This is a genomic window from Streptomyces thermolilacinus SPC6 (genome assembly GCF_000478605.2).
GTDB classification, from domain to species: Bacteria; Actinomycetota; Actinomycetes; order Streptomycetales; family Streptomycetaceae; genus Streptomyces; species Streptomyces thermolilacinus.
In genome coordinates this window covers 4,159,301-4,173,397 of record NZ_ASHX02000001.1, presented here as the reverse complement: position 1 = coordinate 4,173,397, position 14,097 = coordinate 4,159,301, and the positions used below count along the sequence as shown (strand labels likewise).

Here is a 14,097-nt window from a genome sequence, read left to right as displayed (position 1 = left end):
ACGACACACACCTTCCGACAGGAGACCTCACCGGTGTGCGTCGTCTTTGCCTTGCCCCGGTACGGCGCGTCTCGTCGGGTGCCCTCCACGGTAGCAACCACCACGGGGCACCCGTAGGCGGAGAGACGATCAGAGATAGAGCCCCGTCGAATCCTCGGAGCCCTCGAAACGGTCCGCGGCCACCGCGTGCAGGTCACGCTCGCGCATCAGCACGTACGCCACCCCCCGCACCTCCACCTCGGCCCGGTCCTCCGGGTCGTACAGGACCCGGTCACCGGGCTCCACGGTACGGACGTTCTGACCGACCGCGACCACCTCGGCCCAGGCCAGCCTGCGGCCTACCGCGGCGGTCGCCGGGATGAGGATGCCGCCTCCCGAGCGCCGCTCGCCCTCGGGAACGTCGGACCGGACCAGCACCCGGTCGTGCAGCATCCGGATGGGCAACTTGTCGTGGGTGTTCTCGCTCACCCCACGAACTTACCTGCCCCGCGCCCCCGCCCCCGCCCGAGGGGCCCGGCGGACCCTCAGCGCCGGTGCTTCCGCGACGACGACACCGCGATCAGCCCGATCACACCCACCGCGAGCAGCGCCACCGGCACCACCCGCTCCAGCCGCGGCGCGCCCTGCTCGTCCACGAACCGGGCCCGCACGTCGGTCACCATCCGGTTCACGGCGACGAAGGCCCGGCCGGCCGTCTCGTCCACCGTCGAGGCCACCTTCGCCTTCGCGTCACCGATGATCGTCTTCGGGTGCACCCGTACGCCGATCTCGTCGAGCGTGACGGCGAGCTGCTCGCGCCGGCGGACGATGTCCGCCTCGATCTGCGCGGGGGTCCTGTCGTCCGACACCGAGCTGCCTCCGTTGGTGGTCGTGGATCTCCGGTTCGCTTCGTCATGGACAGTTTGTCAGCTCGACCGGCCCGGGGCTGTCCCAGACCCCCCGTTAGGCTCGGTCGGGTACCGCCCGCACCCGCCCCCGAGGAGAGCCACAGCCATGAGCGAGCGACTGCAGCCCGGCGACACCGCCCCCGCCTTCACCCTGCCCGACGCGGACGGCAACGACGTCTCGCTCGCGGACCACAAGGGCCGCAAGGTCATCGTCTACTTCTACCCGGCGGCGCTCACGCCCGGCTGCACCAAGCAGGCGTGCGACTTCACCGACAACCTGGAGCTGCTCGCCGACGCCGGGTACGACGTCATCGGCGTGTCGCCGGACAAGCCGGAGAAGCTGGCGAAGTTCCGGGAGAAGGAGGACCTGAAGGTCACCCTGGTCGGCGACCCGGAGAAGAAGGTCCTGGAGGCCTACGGCGCGTACGGCGAGAAGAAGCTGTACGGCAAGACCGTGACGGGCGTCATCCGCTCGACGGTCGTCGTGGACGAGGACGGCAAGGTCGAGCGCGCCCTGTACAACGTCAAGGCCACCGGCCACGTAGCCAAGATCATCAAGGACCTGGGCATCTGAGCCCCCGCCCCACCCGAACGGCCCGCACCGCCTCCACACCCGGCGGTACGGGCCGTTCCGCTTATCGGACGTGACCGTCCGATAGTCGGTTCGTTGTTCCGTGCGAGGCCACGAACAGCCGGCCGGACGGGGAGGGGGCACGCATGGGGGTCAGTCCGTACACGAAGGAGCGCCTCGAGGAGGCCGCTCGCGGGGCACGAACACTGTCGGAGGCCCTGACGAGACTGGGGGTCGATCCGGAAAGCCCCTCTCGCCGCTATCTCAGGGAGCGGATGAGGCGGCTCGGGGTGGACACCTCGCACTTCGAACGGGAGGGGGTGAGGTGGACCAGGGACACCCTCCAGGCGGCCGTCTCGGCATCCACGAACATGTGCGAGGTACTGCGCCACCTCGGCCTCGGGGTCGTCGGCGGCCACCACGCGCACATCAGCCGTCGCATACGCGCGTACGGCATCGACACCTCGCACTTCCGGGCACCGAACGGTCGCGGCAGGCCCTGGCGTCACCGGACGCCGGAGCAGGTCCTCGTCCAGCAGCCCTCCCACTGGGCCAGGCGCGTCCCGGGCGACCGGCTCACCTGGGCGATGACCGCGCTGGGCGTGTCGAAGCGGTGCGCGCTGTGCGGCGCGGGTCCGGTCTGGCGGGGCAGGCCCCTGACCCTGGAGGTGGACCACGTCAACGGGGACTGGCGGGACAACCGGATGGGGAACCTGCGCTTCTTGTGCCCCAACTGCCATTCGGTCACCGATGGTTACCGGGGCCGTGGCAAGCGGGCCACCCGGGGAGGCGCCTCGTGAGCGGTGGTGGCGTGCGCTACACCCGGGAGCGGCTGGCCCAGGCGGCCGAGCAGTGCACCGACCTGGACGAGGTCATAGCCTTCTTCGGCACGCCGCCGTACGGCAAGCTCCGCAGATACCTGACCAGGCGGTTCGCCCGGTTCGGCATCGACATCTCGCACTTCGCCCCCGACGCGGTCCCAGGCCGGCCGACGCCCTGCGAACTGCGGGAGGCGGTCGCCGCTTCCGTATCCGTGGCGGAGGCACTGCGCCGTCTGGGCCGGCCGGACAGCCGCACCCAGCGGGCGAGGTTCCGCCAGTGGACCGCCGATGAAGGCCTCTCCACCCAGCATTTCCTCGGACAGGCGCACGGGCGGGGCAAGCGGGGTGCGACACCGGCCAGACGCCCCGAGGACATCCTGGTCAAGCACGACGCCAAGCGCCGGACCAGGACCCATCTGCTGCGCCGCGCGCTGCGCGAGACCGGCGTACCGGAGGTGTGCGCCGAGTGCGGGGCGGGGCCCGAATGGCTGGGGCGGCCCATGACGCTGGAGGTCGACCACGTCAACGGCGACTGGAGCGACGACCGGCGCGGGAACCTGCGGCTGCTGTGCCCCAACTGCCATGCGATCACCGGAACGTGGTGCCGGGGCGGAAACAGGCGGGCCACGTAGACGCCCACCGCTTCCCCGGTAGCATGGCGGGCACACGCGGCCGTTGCTGAATTGGCATAAGCGGAGGTTTTAGGTGCCTCTGGGCGTTGGCCCATGTGGGTTCGAGTCCCACCGGCCGCACAATCGAAGAGGGGCCGTCCGATCGGGCGGCCCCTCTTCGCGTGCGCTCAGCCCAGCAGTTCGCGGACGACCGGGGCCAGGGCGCGGAAGGCCTTGCCGCGGTGGCTGATGGCGTTCTTCTCGTCGGGGGTCAGCTCGGCGCAGGTGCGGGTTTCGCCGTCGGGCTGGAGGACCGGGTCGTAGCCGAAGCCGCCGGTGCCCGCGGGGGTGTGGCGGAGGGTGCCGTCGAGGCGGCCCTCCACGACGCGTTCGGTGCCGTCCGGCAGGGCGAGGGCGGCGGCGCACGCGAAGTGGGCGGCGCGGTGCGGGGCGTCGATGTCGGAGAGCTGGGCGAGGAGCAGGTCGAGGTTGGCCTTGTCGTCGCCGTGGCGGCCGGCCCAGCGGGCGGAGAAGATGCCGGGCGCGCCGCCGAGGACGTCCACGCAGAGGCCGGAGTCGTCGGCGACGGCCGGGTGGCCGGTGGCCTGGGCGAGGGCGCGGGCCTTGAGGAGCGCGTTCTCCGCGAAGGTGACGCCGGTCTCCTTGACGTCGGGGACGTCGGGGTAGGCGTCGGCGCCGACGAGCTCGTGGGTGAGCCCGGCGTCGGCGAGGATGGCGCGGAGTTCGGTGATCTTCCCGGCGTTGCGGGTGGCGAGGATCAGGCGGGTCATGCCGTCCAGTATCGCGGGACGCGGGTGGGGGGTGGTCCGGGTCCGGGGTCGGCGCGTGGCCCCCGGGGGCGCGGGGTGTTCTCCCCGGTGCCCGGAGGCGCGGGACACCTCCCCGGCTCCCCGAGGGCAGGAGTGTCTCCCCGGTTCCCCGGGGGCGCGCCCGGGTGGGGCGCGCCTGCGGGGTGGGGGCGCGGTTTTACGGCGTGCAGACCTTGCCGACTTCGGCGGCCGCGCTGGTGACGGGCGTGAGGTCGGGGGTCGTGTCGCCGTTCTTGACGCTGGTGCGGACTTCCTCGACGCCCTTCGACAGGTCGTCCACGGCCTTGGACAGGTCGGCGTTGCCGGTCGAGTCCTTGAGGCCGGCGAGCTCCTTGTCGATGGCGTTGAGGGACTCTTCGATCTGCGTCGGGTCGCCGGCGTTGGAGGCCGCCTGGGTGAGGCGGTCGACGCTGGTGGCGATGGCGTCGGCGGCCTTGACGCAGCCGACCGCCGTGTCGAGGGCGCCGCATCCGGTGAGGGTCAGGGCGGCGGCGAGCGCGGTGCCGGTGACGAAGGCGGTGGTGCGGGTGCGGCGGTGACGGCGCATGAGCGGGTGTCCTCCCCTGGCTGGTTACGGGCGTACGGTACCTTCCGCACGCCCGTGTCGGGTGAGACGCCGTTGGGTGGCGGCTCGGTTGCCCACGGTGTCAGAGCGTCGTTTCGAGGGCTTCGCGCTGGAGTGCGGCCAGGTCGGCGCAGCCGCCGGTGGCGAGGTCGAGGAGCGCGTTGAGCTCCTTGCGGTCGAAGGGCTCGGCCTCGGCGGTGCCCTGGACCTCGACGAATCGGCCGTCGCCGGTGCAGACGACGTTCATGTCGGTCTCGGCGCGTACGTCCTCCTCGTAGCAGAGGTCGAGGAGGGGGGTGCCGTCGACGATGCCGACGGAGACGGCGGCGACGGTGCCGGTGAGGGGCTTGCGGCCGGCCTTGACGAGTTTCTGGCGCTGGGCCCAGGCGACGGCGTCGGCGAGGGCGATGTAGGCGCCGGTGATGGCGGTGGTGCGGGTGCCGCCGTCGGCCTGGAGTACGTCGCAGTCGAGGACGATGGTGTTCTCGCCGAGCGCCTTGTAGTCGATGACGGCGCGCAGGGAGCGGCCGATGAGGCGGGAGATCTCGTGGGTGCGGCCGCCGATCTTGCCGCGGACGGATTCGCGGTCGCCGCGGGTGTTGGTGGAGCGGGGCAGCATGGAGTACTCGGCGGTGACCCAGCCTTCGCCGCTGCCCTTGCGCCAGCGGGGGACGCCCTCGGTGACGGAGGCGGTGCAGAAGACGCGGGTGTCGCCGCAGGAGATGAGGACGGAGCCCTCGGCGTGCTTGCTCCAGCCGCGCTGGATGGTGACCGGGCGGAGCTGTTCGGGCGTGCGGCCGTCGATACGGGTCATGGGGAGAGCCTAGGCGGTGCGCGGCACCGGCCGCGCCGGTCGGGTGAGCTGCGGGGCGCCGACCGGTGGGCGCCTGCCGTGAGGGGCGGATGCGCGTCGCGGCGGGGGTGGGCCGATGGCCGGTGGGCGGGTGGGTCGGGCGACCGGTGGCGCGGCGTGCGGGCCGGTGGGCGGGTGGCGGGCCGGGCGACCGGCGGGTGGCATGCGGTGTGCGGGCCGGTGGGCGGGGTGGGCCGGGCGGGTGTGCGGGCCGGTGGGTGTGACGCGGCCCGCCTGCCGTGCCGGTCGGGCTGGGGCGGGGCGGGCCTCTTCATACGGCCGGTGGCGACTTCGTACGCCTCTGGCGGCTCCGTACCGGCCTGCGGCCTCCCCGTACGGCCTATGGCGGCTCCGTACCGGCCTGTGGCCTCGGTGTAGGGGCGGGCCCCCGACGTACGGCGTGCGGCCTCGGCGTACGGCACGGGGCCCCGGTGTGCGGCCCGCCTCGTCGGCGTGCAGCGGGGGCCCCGGCGTGCGGCAGGCGGGCGGTCAGGGGCCGTACGGTCTGCGGCCGGGCGTCGTCCTGTCGCGGCCGACCGTCACATCATGTCTTCGATCTCGGCGGCGATGGGGTCCGCGTCCGTGCCGATGACGACCTGGATCGCGCTGCCCATCTTGACGACGCCGTGGGCGCCGGCGGCCTTCAGGGCGGCCTCGTCGACCAGGTTCGGGTCGCTCACCTCGGTGCGCAGGCGGGTGATGCAGCCCTCGATCTCTTCGATGTTGTCGATCCCACCGAGCCCGGCGACGATCTTCTCAGCCTTGCTGGCCATGTGTTTCTCCCTGGTGTTCACGGGGCGCGGTGTCGGCGCCCCGTACGTCCGCGTTCGTCACGGTAACTCACGGTTGGCCCATCTACGCAGGCGAGTCGCCGTCCGGTCCACGACCATGACGATCACCGGCACCCTGCCCGCGGCCGGCTCCGGCCGAGCCTATCGCAACTGGTCTACACCAGTCCTGTCTCCCGGGAGGACGGATGAGCGACGACCGTACGGCGGGCGCGGCGACCGCCGCCGCGCCCCGCAGGTCGCGGCGGAGCGCCCTCTTCCAGGGTCTCCAGAAGGTGGGGCGGAGCCTTCAGCTGCCGGTGGCGGTGCTGCCGGCGGCGGGTCTGCTGGTGAGTCTCGGCAACCTGTTCTCCTCGACGCTGCACGGCGGCTTCTGGGAGAGGGTGTCGGACGTGCTGATGAAGGGCGGTACGGCGATCCTCGACGGGGCGTTCGGACTGCCGCTGCTGTTCTGCATCGGGGTGGCGATCGGGTTCGCGAAGAAGGCGGACGGTTCGACGGCGCTGGCGGCCGTGGTGGGTTTCCTCGTGTACTTCAACGTGCTGAAGGCGTTTCCGCGCGAGGGGACGGTCACGGCTGACGTGCCGGAGGGGGTGCCGCAGAACCCGGGGGTGCTGGGCGGCATTCTGATCGGGCTGCTGACGGCGGTCGTGTGGCAGCGGTTCCACCGGACGAGGCTGGTGGACTGGCTGGGGTTCTTCAACGGGCGGCGGCTGGTGCCGATCCAGATGGCGTTCCTCTGCGTGGTGCTGGGGGTCCTGTTCGGGTTGCTGTGGGAGCCGGTCGGGGACGCGCTGGAGTGGTTCGGGCGGCACCTGATCGGGCTGGGCTCGTGGGGCGCGGGGATCTTCGGCATGGCGAACCGGCTGTTGATCCCGGTGGGGATGCACCAGTTCCTGAACACGTTCTTCTGGTTCCAGGCGGGTGAGTTCACCAAGCCGGACGGGACGGTGGTGCGGGGTGATCTGACGCGGTTCTTCGCGGAGGACCCGACGGCGGGGCAGTTCATGTCGGGCTTCTATCCGATCATGATGTTCGGGCTTCCCGCGGCGGCGCTGGCGATCGCGCACACGGCGCGCCCGGAGCGGCGGGCGGAGGTGGGCGGTCTGATGACGTCGGTGGCGCTGACGTCGTTCGTGACGGGTGTGACGGAGCCGCTGGAGTTCTCGTTCATGTTCGCGGCGCCGCTGCTGTACGGGGTGCACGCGCTGCTGACGGGCGCGTCGATGCTGATCACCTGGGCGCTGGGGGCGCACACGGGCTTCAGCTTCTCGGCGGGCCTGATCGACTACGTCGTGAACTGGCATCTGGGGACCAGGCCGTGGCTGATCATCCCGATCGGGCTGGGCTTCGCCGTCGTGTACTACGTGGTGTTCCGCTTCGCGATCACGGTGTTCAAGCTGCCGACGCCGGGGCGGGAGCCGGAGGAGGCGGAGGAGGAGATGGCGCGGCAGACGACGAAGCCGTAGGGCGTCCGCCAAACCGCGCGCCGCACCGCGCCGCGAGTGCCCCTGGACCGACCGGTCCGGGGGCCTTCGCGTGCGCCCACCGGAGGGGGCGGATGGGGTTGGCCGGCGGGGCCGTGTGGCCGGGCACGGTTCGTGAGGCGGGCGTTACGTATTTGCAGGTTCCTTATCTATCCCCGGCCGTGCTACAACAGGTCTACACCACTAATGGTGTAGACCACGCGGCGGTCTCTCCTGTGCCGCAGCCACCCCCGAAGACGCCGCCGTCCCCCCTTTTCCTTCCCTGGCGGCGCCTTGCCCACTGGAGGAAGTAGATGAGTACGGCCAGCACCGCCCCCGCGGCGGAGAAGAAGAAGGGCGCGGGCGCGATGGCTGTCATGCAGCGCATCGGCCGCAGCCTGATGCTGCCGGTCGCCGTGCTGCCCGCCGCCGCGCTCCTGGTGCGGTTCGGCCAGCCCGACATGCTCGGCCGGGAGTCGTTCCCGACGTTCATCACCAAGATCGCGGGCTATATGGCCGCGGGCGGCGGCGCGCTGCTCGACAACATGGCCCTGCTCTTCGCGGTGGGCATCGCGATCGGCTTCGCGAAGAAGTCGGACGGGTCGACCGCGCTGGCCGCGGTGACGGGTTACCTCGTCTTCAAGAGCGTGCTGGCCACCTTCACGGACAGCAACCTGCCCAAGAAGGAAGCCATCGTCGACGGCAAGATCGTCATGGTGGAGCAGGCGGTCGACGCCAAGGTGCTCGGCGGCGTGGTCATGGGCCTCATCGTGGCGCTGCTCTACCAGCGCTTCTACCGGACCAAGCTGCCGGACTGGGCGGGCTTCTTCGGCGGTCGGCGCCTGGTGCCGATCCTCTCCGCCTTCGCCGGTCTGGTCACCGGCATCCTCTTCGGCCTCATCTGGCCCTGGCTCGGCGCGGGTCTGCACTGGTTCGGTGAGAGCCTGGTCAACTCCGGTGCCGTGGGCGCGGGCATCTTCGGTGTCGCCAACCGCGCGCTGATCCCGGTCGGCATGCACCACCTGCTGAACTCCTTCCCGTGGCTCCAGGCGGGCGAGTACAACGGCAAGAGCGGCGACATCGCGCGCTTCCTCGCGGGTGACCCGACGGCCGGGCAGTTCATGACCGGCTTCTTCCCGATCATGATGTTCGCGCTTCCGGCGGCCTGCCTCGCCATCGTCCACTGCGCGCGCCCCGAGCGCCGCAAGGTCGTCGGCGGCATGATGTTCTCGCTCGCGCTGACCTCGTTCGTCACCGGTGTCACCGAGCCGATCGAGTTCACGTTCATGTTCATCGCCCCGGTGCTGTACGCGGTGCACGCGGTGCTGACCGGTGTCTCGATGGCGCTGACCTGGGCGCTCGGCATGAAGGACGGCTTCGGCTTCTCCGCGGGTCTGGTCGACTTCATCCTCAACCTGGGCATCGCCACCAACCCGTGGGGCCTCGCCCTGGTCGGCCTGTGCTTCGCCGCGGTCTACTACGTGGTGTTCCGCTTCGCGATCATCAAGTTCAACCTGCCGACTCCCGGCCGCGAGACCGACGAGGAGCTGGCGGAGCTCCAGAAGGCGGAGGCGAAGTAACCCGCCCCTCGCTTCGGCGGAAGGCCCCGGGACCCGGTCAGGGTCCCGGGGCCTTCCCCGTTGCCGTACGTCCTCACACGCGCCGGGCGCTACAGCTCGTACACCGCGCCGGGCCGGGCCAGCTCGGCCGGTCCGTCGTACACCTCGCGCGCGTCGGCGAGGTTCCGCTCGGCGTCCGTCCACGGCGGGATGTGGGTGAGGACCAGGCGCTTGGCGCGGGCCCGGGTGGCGTGGACGCCCGCCTCGCGGCCGTTCAGGTGCAGCTCGGGGATGTCCTCCTTGCCGTGCGTGAAGGACGCCTCGCACAGGAACAGGTCCGCGTCGGCCGCCAGCTCGTCGAGCGCGTCGCACACGCCCGTGTCGCCGGAGTACGTGACGGCCTTGCCCTCGTGCTCGATGCGGATGCCGAACGCCTCCACCGGGTGGCACACCCGCTCCACCCGCACCCGCAGCGGGCCGAGTTCGAACGAGCCGGGCTTCAGCGTGCGGAAGTCGAACACCTCGCTCATCGCCGTGGGCGACGGCACGTCCGCGTACGCCGTGGACAGCCTCTGCTCGGCGCCGTCCGGCGCGTACACGGGGATCGCCTCGCAGCTGCCGCCGTGCCGGTAGTACCGGGCCACGAAGTACGCGCACATGTCGATGCAGTGGTCGGCGTGGAGATGCGACAGGAAGATCGCGTCGAGGTCGTACAGACCGGTGTGGCGCTGCAGCTCGCCGAGGGCGCCGTTGCCCATGTCGAGGAGCAGCCGGAAGCCGTCGGCCTCTACGAGGTAGCTCGAGCAGGCCGAGTCCGCGGACGGGAACGACCCGGAACAGCCGACGACGGTGAGCTTCATGGAGCGTGAACCTCCGTGGACGGGAGCGGGGAAGCGCTGACGGGGGGAGGTCGTGCGGTGCGACGAGCGTACGGCGCGGGGCGGCGGGGCGCGCCTTCGCAGCGGCCCGTTGTGGGGGAACTCACCCGTGCTGTCACCGGTTCGGATGGACGTGGTGGCCGTGGCGGGGTTGAGCGGGGCCGGGGGGCGGGGCGGGGTGACCCGGGTGGGCGGGCGGCCGGGCGGGGCGCGGCGCGGGCCGGTAACGTCCGGGGGTATGGACACGTCCTGGTGGCTGGCGCTCGTCGCCGTCGTGGTGGTCGCGCTCGTCGCGGCGGTGGCCGACGGCTGGGGGCGCGGTGGCCGCCGGCCCGGTGGTCGTCGGCCGGGCGGGCCGGGTGGGCGCGCCGGGCGCGGAACCGGTGCGCGGGGGCCCGGTGGGCGGACGCGGCCTCCCGGGCGGCCCCCGGTGCGGCGGCCCGAGGGTCCGCGGACGGCGCCCGAGCGACGGCCGGAGCCGGGTGACATCTGGTGGGCCGAGGTGCCGTTCGAGGACGGGCCGGGCGCGAAGGACCGGCCGTGCCTGGTGCTCGCGGTACGGGGCGACTCGGCGCTCGTCGCGAAGATCACCAGCAAGTACCGGGAGGAGCGGGCCGGGGTGATCGCGCTGCCGCCCGGGTCCGTGGGGGACGCGCGGGGGCGGGCGAGCTTCCTGGAGACTGGGGAGCTGCGCGATGTGGGGCTGTGGGAGTTCCGGCGGCGTGTGGGGTCGGTGGACCCGCTGGTCTGGGACCAGGTCCGGCACCTGACGTCCGACTAGGCGGGCCGCGTTGCTGGGTGGTGGGCGGGGCCTGTGGGTTCGGTGGTGGGCTGCGCCGGCTGGTCGGCGGTGGGCGGCCGCGTCATTCGGTGGTGTGCCGGGCCTGTTGTCCGGTGGTGGGCGGGGTCGGACGGTCGGTGGTGGGCGGGGTCGGACGGTCGGTGGTGGGCGGAGCCTGCGGCTCGGTGGTGGCGGGCCGCATCCCCCGGTTGGAGGCGGGCCGGTGGGTCATGCGGTGGTGTGCCGGGCCTGTTTCTAATTCGGTGGTGTGCGGGGCGGTGGCCCTTGTAGGTTGTGCGTCGCGTCCGCGCCTGACGGTGCGCCCGGCTGCGGCTACTTCCTTCGAATCCAAGTGATGCCGCCGCCTCTCCTGATCTCGGCAGGCGTGGGCGTCTCTTCGCCCCGTGGGCCCCTGCGGCCGGGGGTGTCCAGTTCGCCGAATCCGGGGGGATTCCCTGCCTCGTCACGCCCCGCGCGTCTCCAAGATGTGGTCCGAGATGCTCGTGGCGCCGCACATCGCGGCGACCGCACGCTCACTGCCCTCGGCACGGCCCCACCACGTGCCCGCCCAACCGGGCTTCCGCACCCACGCGGGCGGCCCCGCCGTCGTACGGGAGCCGCGCCAGGAGCTGTTCCTCCTCGCCGTCGGTAACTTCGTGTCCCAGGACACGTTCTACGAGAGCGGCGAGGAGCGGGACGGCCGGTACGCGCGGCTCGTCGCCCGGCTCGCCGTCGAGGACCCCGTGTGGACGGCCGGTCTGCTGCGCTGGCTGCGCGCCGAGGGCAACCTGCGTACGGCGTCCCTGGTGGGCGCGGCCGCCTATGTGCGGGCGCGGCTCGACGCCGGGGTGACCGGAGGCCCGTCCAACCGGTCCGTGATCGACTCGGTGCTGCTCCGCGCCGACGAGCCCGGGAAGCTGCTGGCCCACTGGGTCTCGGCGTACGGGCGGAGGGTGCCGCAGCCCGTGAAGCGGGGCGTCGCCGACGCCGTACGCCGCCTGTACACGTCCCGGGCCCTGCTGAAGTACGACACCGCGTCCCACGCCTTCCGGTTCGGCGACGTGCTGAACCTGGTGCACGCGTCGCCCGACCCGGGCAGGCCGTGGCAGGGCGCGCTGTTCCGGTACGCGCTGGACCGCCGCCACCGTCCGGAGCGGGCGGTTCCGCCGGGCTCCGACGAGCTGCTGACCGCGCACCGGGCGTTGATGGGGCTGCCCGTGGGGGAACGGCGGGCGGTGGTGACAGGGCCCGGCGGCGCGGAGCGGCTGGCCGCGGCGGGTTTGACGTGGGAGGCCCTGGCGGGCTGGCTGCACGGGCCGTTGGACGCCGCCGTGTGGGAGGCGGTGATCCCGGCGATGGGACCGATGGCGCTGCTGCGGAACCTGCGGAACTTCGACGAGGCTGGCGTCTCGGACGAGGTCGCGGCCCGGGTCGCGGAGCGGCTCTCGGACCCTGCGGAGGTGGTCAGGTCCCGGCAGTTCCCGTTCCGCTGGCTGGCCGCGCACCGGCACGCGGCGTCACCGCGCTGGTCGGACGCGCTGGAGCGGGCACTCGGTCACAGCCTGGGGAACGTGCCGTGCCTGCCCGGCCGGACGCTGATCCTGGTGGACCGGTCCGACTCGATGTTCTGGGACACGGTGTCGGAGCGGTCGAAGCTGACCCGGGCGGACGCGGCGGCCGTGTTCGGCGCCGCGCTGGCCCTGCGGGCGGAGCGGGCGGACCTGGTGGAGTTCGGCTGGGGCAGCAAGGAGGTGCCGTTCGAACGGGACGAGCCCGTGCTGGAGGTGGCGGAGCGGTTCCGCCGGCTCGGGGGCACGTACACGGAGAAGGCGGTACGGAGGCACTACCGGGAGCACGACCGGGTGCTGATCGTCACCGACGAGCAGACCGCGCCTTACGGGCCCGCGGACCCGGCCGGGACGGTCCCGCGACGCGTACCGGTCTACACATGGAACCTGGCCGGGTACCGGCCCGCGCACGGCCCGGCGGGCCCGCACCGGCACACCTTCGGCGGGCTCACGGACGCGGCGTTCCGGATGGTCGGCCTCATCGAGGCCGGCCGGGAGGCCGCGTGGCCGTGGACCGGCGAGGGATCCTGAGGGGAAGCCGACGAGAAGCCGACGGCACGCCGGTCGTAAAGACCCGGGCCGTTACGACCCGGGCCTTCAGGACGGCGCTACGCCCAGAGCTGGCCCTGGAGCGTCTCGATGGCCGCCTCGGTGGTGGAGGCGGTGTAGACGCCGGTGGAGAGGTACTTCCAGCCGCCGTCCGCGACGATGAAGACGATGTCGGCGGACTCGCCCGCCTTCACCGCCTTCCGGCCGACGCCGATCGCCGCGTGCAGCGCCGCGCCGGTCGAGACGCCCGCGAAGATGCCCTCCTGCTGGAGGAGGTCGCGGGTGCGGGTGACCGCGTCGGCGGAGCCGACGGAGAAACGGGTCGTCAGGACGGAGGCGTCGTACAGCTCGGGGACGAAGCCCTCGTCGAGGTTGCGCAGCCCGTACACGAGGTCGTCGTAGCGCGGCTCGGCGGCGACGACCTTGACGTCCGGCTTGTGCTCGCGCAGGTAGCGGCCGACGCCCATGAGGGTGCCGGTCGTGCCGAGCCCGGCGACGAAGTGGGTGATCGACGGGAGGTCGGCGAGGATCTCCGGGCCGGTCGTCTCGTAGTGCGCGGCGGCGTTGCCCGGGTTGCCGTACTGGTAGAGCATCACCCAGTCCGGGTTCTGCTCGGCGAGCTCCTTGGCGACCCGTACGGCCGTGTTGGAGCCGCCCGCCGCGGGCGACGAGATGATCTCGGCGCCCCACATCGCGAGCAGGTCGCGCCGCTCCTGGGAGGTGTTCTCCGGCATGACGCAGACGATGCGGTACCCCTTGAGGCGGGCCGCCATCGCCAGGGAGATGCCCGTGTTGCCGCTGGTGGGCTCCAGGATCGTGCAGCCCGGTGTCAGACGGCCTTCCTTCTCCGCCTGCTCGATCATGTACAGGGCGGGGCGGTCCTTGACGGAGCCGGTCGGGTTGCGGTCCTCCAGCTTCGCCCAGATGCGCACGTCGTCCGACGGGGACAGGCGCGGCAGCCGGACGAGCGGGGTGTTCCCGACCGCGGCGAGGGGGCTGTCGTAACGCATCAGTACATGCCGCCGGCGACCGCCGGGAGGATCGTGACGTTGTCGCCGTCGGACAGCTTGGTGGAGATGCCGTCGAGGAAGCGGACGTCCTCGTCGTTCAGGTACACGTTGACGAAGCGGCGGAGCTCGCCGCCGTCCACGATCCGGTCCTGGATGCCCGTGTGGCGGGTCTCGAGGTCGGCGAACAGCTCGGCGAGGGTCGCCCCGCTGCCCTCGACGGCCTTGGCGCCGTCGGTGTAGGTGCGGAGGATGGTCGGGATGCGGACCTCGATGGCCATGGTGTGGACTCCTGTGAAGGCTGAAGGCTGGGGGCTGAACGCTGCTGAAGGCTGGAGACAGACGGGGCCTGCCGGGCGCCGC

General features: G+C 72.2%; 16 protein-coding genes, 1 tRNA gene and 1 riboswitch. Of the genes, 8 read left to right on the top strand and 9 right to left on the bottom strand.

Annotated elements, in window-relative coordinates:
- Positions 1 to 34: 34 nt before the first annotated feature.
- Positions 35 to 100, bottom strand: a riboswitch (guanidine-III (ykkC-III) riboswitch).
- A gap of 29 nt (positions 101 to 129) precedes the next feature.
- Together J116_RS18100 and J116_RS18095 are read right to left on the bottom strand one after the other, a co-directional pair.
- On the bottom strand, positions 130 to 468 hold the full coding sequence (locus J116_RS18100) for a GroES family chaperonin (RefSeq protein ID WP_010474424.1): 339 nt from the start codon (positions 466 to 468) through the stop codon (positions 130 to 132).
- A 56-nt stretch (positions 469 to 524) separates the two neighbouring features.
- Complete coding sequence (locus J116_RS18095; protein ID WP_023588485.1) at positions 525 to 848, bottom strand: DUF3618 domain-containing protein; 324 nt, start codon at positions 846 to 848, stop codon at positions 525 to 527.
- A 145-nt stretch (positions 849 to 993) separates the two neighbouring features.
- On the opposite strand from J116_RS18095, the gene bcp reads away from it, so the two are divergent.
- From bcp to J116_RS18075, 4 genes are all read left to right on the top strand, one after another.
- Positions 994 to 1,461 (top strand): thioredoxin-dependent thiol peroxidase, encoded by a 468-nt coding sequence (gene bcp / locus J116_RS18090; RefSeq protein ID WP_023588484.1) that lies wholly within the window; start codon positions 994 to 996, stop codon positions 1,459 to 1,461.
- A 143-nt stretch (positions 1,462 to 1,604) separates the two neighbouring features.
- A complete protein-coding gene (locus J116_RS18085) occupies positions 1,605 to 2,258 on the top strand; it encodes an HNH endonuclease signature motif containing protein (RefSeq protein WP_023588483.1) in 654 nt (217 codons plus the stop codon).
- The gene (locus J116_RS18080) at positions 2,255 to 2,911 is read left to right on the top strand and encodes an HNH endonuclease signature motif containing protein (RefSeq protein WP_023588482.1); all 657 of its coding nucleotides are present in this window, start codon (positions 2,255 to 2,257) and stop codon (positions 2,909 to 2,911) included. The genes J116_RS18085 and J116_RS18080 overlap by 4 nt, the downstream gene beginning before the upstream one ends.
- A gap of 36 nt (positions 2,912 to 2,947) precedes the next feature.
- Positions 2,948 to 3,031: transfer RNA gene (locus J116_RS18075), tRNA-Leu, on the top strand.
- Between the two features lie 47 nt (positions 3,032 to 3,078).
- On the opposite strand, the gene rdgB is transcribed toward J116_RS18075, so the two are convergent.
- From rdgB to J116_RS18055, 4 genes are all read right to left on the bottom strand, one after another.
- Positions 3,079 to 3,681: an RdgB/HAM1 family non-canonical purine NTP pyrophosphatase gene (gene rdgB / locus J116_RS18070; RefSeq protein WP_023588481.1), complete on the bottom strand. Its 603-nt coding sequence runs from the start codon at positions 3,679 to 3,681 to the stop codon at positions 3,079 to 3,081.
- Positions 3,682 to 3,877: 196 nt separating this feature from the next.
- Entirely contained in the window at positions 3,878 to 4,267 is a 390-nt protein-coding gene (locus J116_RS18065) for a hypothetical protein (protein ID WP_023588480.1), read from the bottom strand.
- 100 nt (positions 4,268 to 4,367) lie between these two features.
- Complete coding sequence (gene rph / locus J116_RS18060) at positions 4,368 to 5,099, bottom strand: ribonuclease PH (protein WP_023588479.1); 732 nt, start codon at positions 5,097 to 5,099, stop codon at positions 4,368 to 4,370.
- A gap of 578 nt (positions 5,100 to 5,677) precedes the next feature.
- Positions 5,678 to 5,932, bottom strand: a complete 255-nt coding sequence (locus tag J116_RS18055) for a glucose PTS transporter subunit EIIB (RefSeq protein WP_079147763.1) — start codon at positions 5,930 to 5,932, stop codon at positions 5,678 to 5,680.
- Between the two features lie 182 nt (positions 5,933 to 6,114).
- On the opposite strand from J116_RS18055, the gene J116_RS18050 reads away from it, so the two are divergent.
- Both J116_RS18050 and J116_RS18045 read left to right on the top strand, forming a co-directional pair.
- Positions 6,115 to 7,395 (top strand): PTS transporter subunit EIIC, encoded by a 1,281-nt coding sequence (locus J116_RS18050; protein WP_023588477.1) that lies wholly within the window; start codon positions 6,115 to 6,117, stop codon positions 7,393 to 7,395.
- Positions 7,396 to 7,706: 311 nt separating this feature from the next.
- Complete coding sequence (locus tag J116_RS18045; RefSeq protein WP_023588476.1) at positions 7,707 to 8,972, top strand: PTS transporter subunit EIIC; 1,266 nt, start codon at positions 7,707 to 7,709, stop codon at positions 8,970 to 8,972.
- Between the two features lie 89 nt (positions 8,973 to 9,061).
- Here the strand turns inward: J116_RS18045 and J116_RS18040 are convergent, their stop codons facing one another.
- Positions 9,062 to 9,811 (bottom strand): MBL fold metallo-hydrolase, encoded by a 750-nt coding sequence (locus J116_RS18040; protein WP_023588475.1) that lies wholly within the window; start codon positions 9,809 to 9,811, stop codon positions 9,062 to 9,064.
- A gap of 256 nt (positions 9,812 to 10,067) precedes the next feature.
- On the opposite strand from J116_RS18040, the gene J116_RS18035 reads away from it, so the two are divergent.
- Both J116_RS18035 and J116_RS18030 read left to right on the top strand, forming a co-directional pair.
- Complete coding sequence (locus tag J116_RS18035; RefSeq protein WP_023588474.1) at positions 10,068 to 10,610, top strand: type II toxin-antitoxin system PemK/MazF family toxin; 543 nt, start codon at positions 10,068 to 10,070, stop codon at positions 10,608 to 10,610.
- A 497-nt stretch (positions 10,611 to 11,107) separates the two neighbouring features.
- Positions 11,108 to 12,709, top strand: coding sequence for a TROVE domain-containing protein (locus J116_RS18030; RefSeq protein ID WP_028964214.1), 1,602 nt, complete (start codon positions 11,108 to 11,110; stop codon positions 12,707 to 12,709).
- A gap of 77 nt (positions 12,710 to 12,786) precedes the next feature.
- Here the strand turns inward: J116_RS18030 and J116_RS18025 are convergent, their stop codons facing one another.
- Together J116_RS18025 and J116_RS18020 are read right to left on the bottom strand one after the other, a co-directional pair.
- Positions 12,787 to 13,737 carry a PLP-dependent cysteine synthase family protein gene (locus tag J116_RS18025; protein WP_023588472.1) on the bottom strand — a complete coding sequence of 317 codons (951 nt, stop codon included), beginning with the start codon at positions 13,735 to 13,737 and terminating at the stop codon, positions 12,787 to 12,789.
- On the bottom strand, positions 13,737 to 14,015 hold the full coding sequence (locus J116_RS18020) for a MoaD/ThiS family protein (RefSeq protein WP_023588471.1): 279 nt from the start codon (positions 14,013 to 14,015) through the stop codon (positions 13,737 to 13,739). The genes J116_RS18025 and J116_RS18020 overlap by 1 nt, the downstream gene beginning before the upstream one ends.
- Positions 14,016 to 14,097 lie beyond the last annotated feature (82 nt).

Bases quoted from the DNA above. Each gene is read 5' to 3' on its own strand.
- J116_RS18065 (WP_023588480.1), bottom strand. From the start codon at position 4,267: ATGCGCCGTCACCGCCGCACCCGCACCACCGCCTTCGTCACCGGCACC.
- J116_RS18020 (WP_023588471.1), bottom strand. From the start codon at position 14,015: ATGGCCATCGAGGTCCGCATCCCGACCATCCTCCGCACCTACACCGAC.
- J116_RS18030 (WP_028964214.1), top strand. From the start codon at position 11,108: ATGCTCGTGGCGCCGCACATCGCGGCGACCGCACGCTCACTGCCCTCG.
- J116_RS18035 (WP_023588474.1), top strand. From the start codon at position 10,068: ATGGACACGTCCTGGTGGCTGGCGCTCGTCGCCGTCGTGGTGGTCGCG.
- J116_RS18085 (WP_023588483.1), top strand. From the start codon at position 1,605: ATGGGGGTCAGTCCGTACACGAAGGAGCGCCTCGAGGAGGCCGCTCGC.
- J116_RS18040 (WP_023588475.1), bottom strand. From the start codon at position 9,811: ATGAAGCTCACCGTCGTCGGCTGTTCCGGGTCGTTCCCGTCCGCGGAC.
- J116_RS18050 (WP_023588477.1), top strand. From the start codon at position 6,115: ATGAGCGACGACCGTACGGCGGGCGCGGCGACCGCCGCCGCGCCCCGC.
- J116_RS18045 (WP_023588476.1), top strand. From the start codon at position 7,707: ATGAGTACGGCCAGCACCGCCCCCGCGGCGGAGAAGAAGAAGGGCGCG.
- rph (WP_023588479.1), bottom strand. From the start codon at position 5,099: ATGACCCGTATCGACGGCCGCACGCCCGAACAGCTCCGCCCGGTCACC.
- rdgB (WP_023588481.1), bottom strand. From the start codon at position 3,681: ATGACCCGCCTGATCCTCGCCACCCGCAACGCCGGGAAGATCACCGAA.
- bcp (WP_023588484.1), top strand. From the start codon at position 994: ATGAGCGAGCGACTGCAGCCCGGCGACACCGCCCCCGCCTTCACCCTG.
- J116_RS18025 (WP_023588472.1), bottom strand. From the start codon at position 13,737: ATGCGTTACGACAGCCCCCTCGCCGCGGTCGGGAACACCCCGCTCGTC.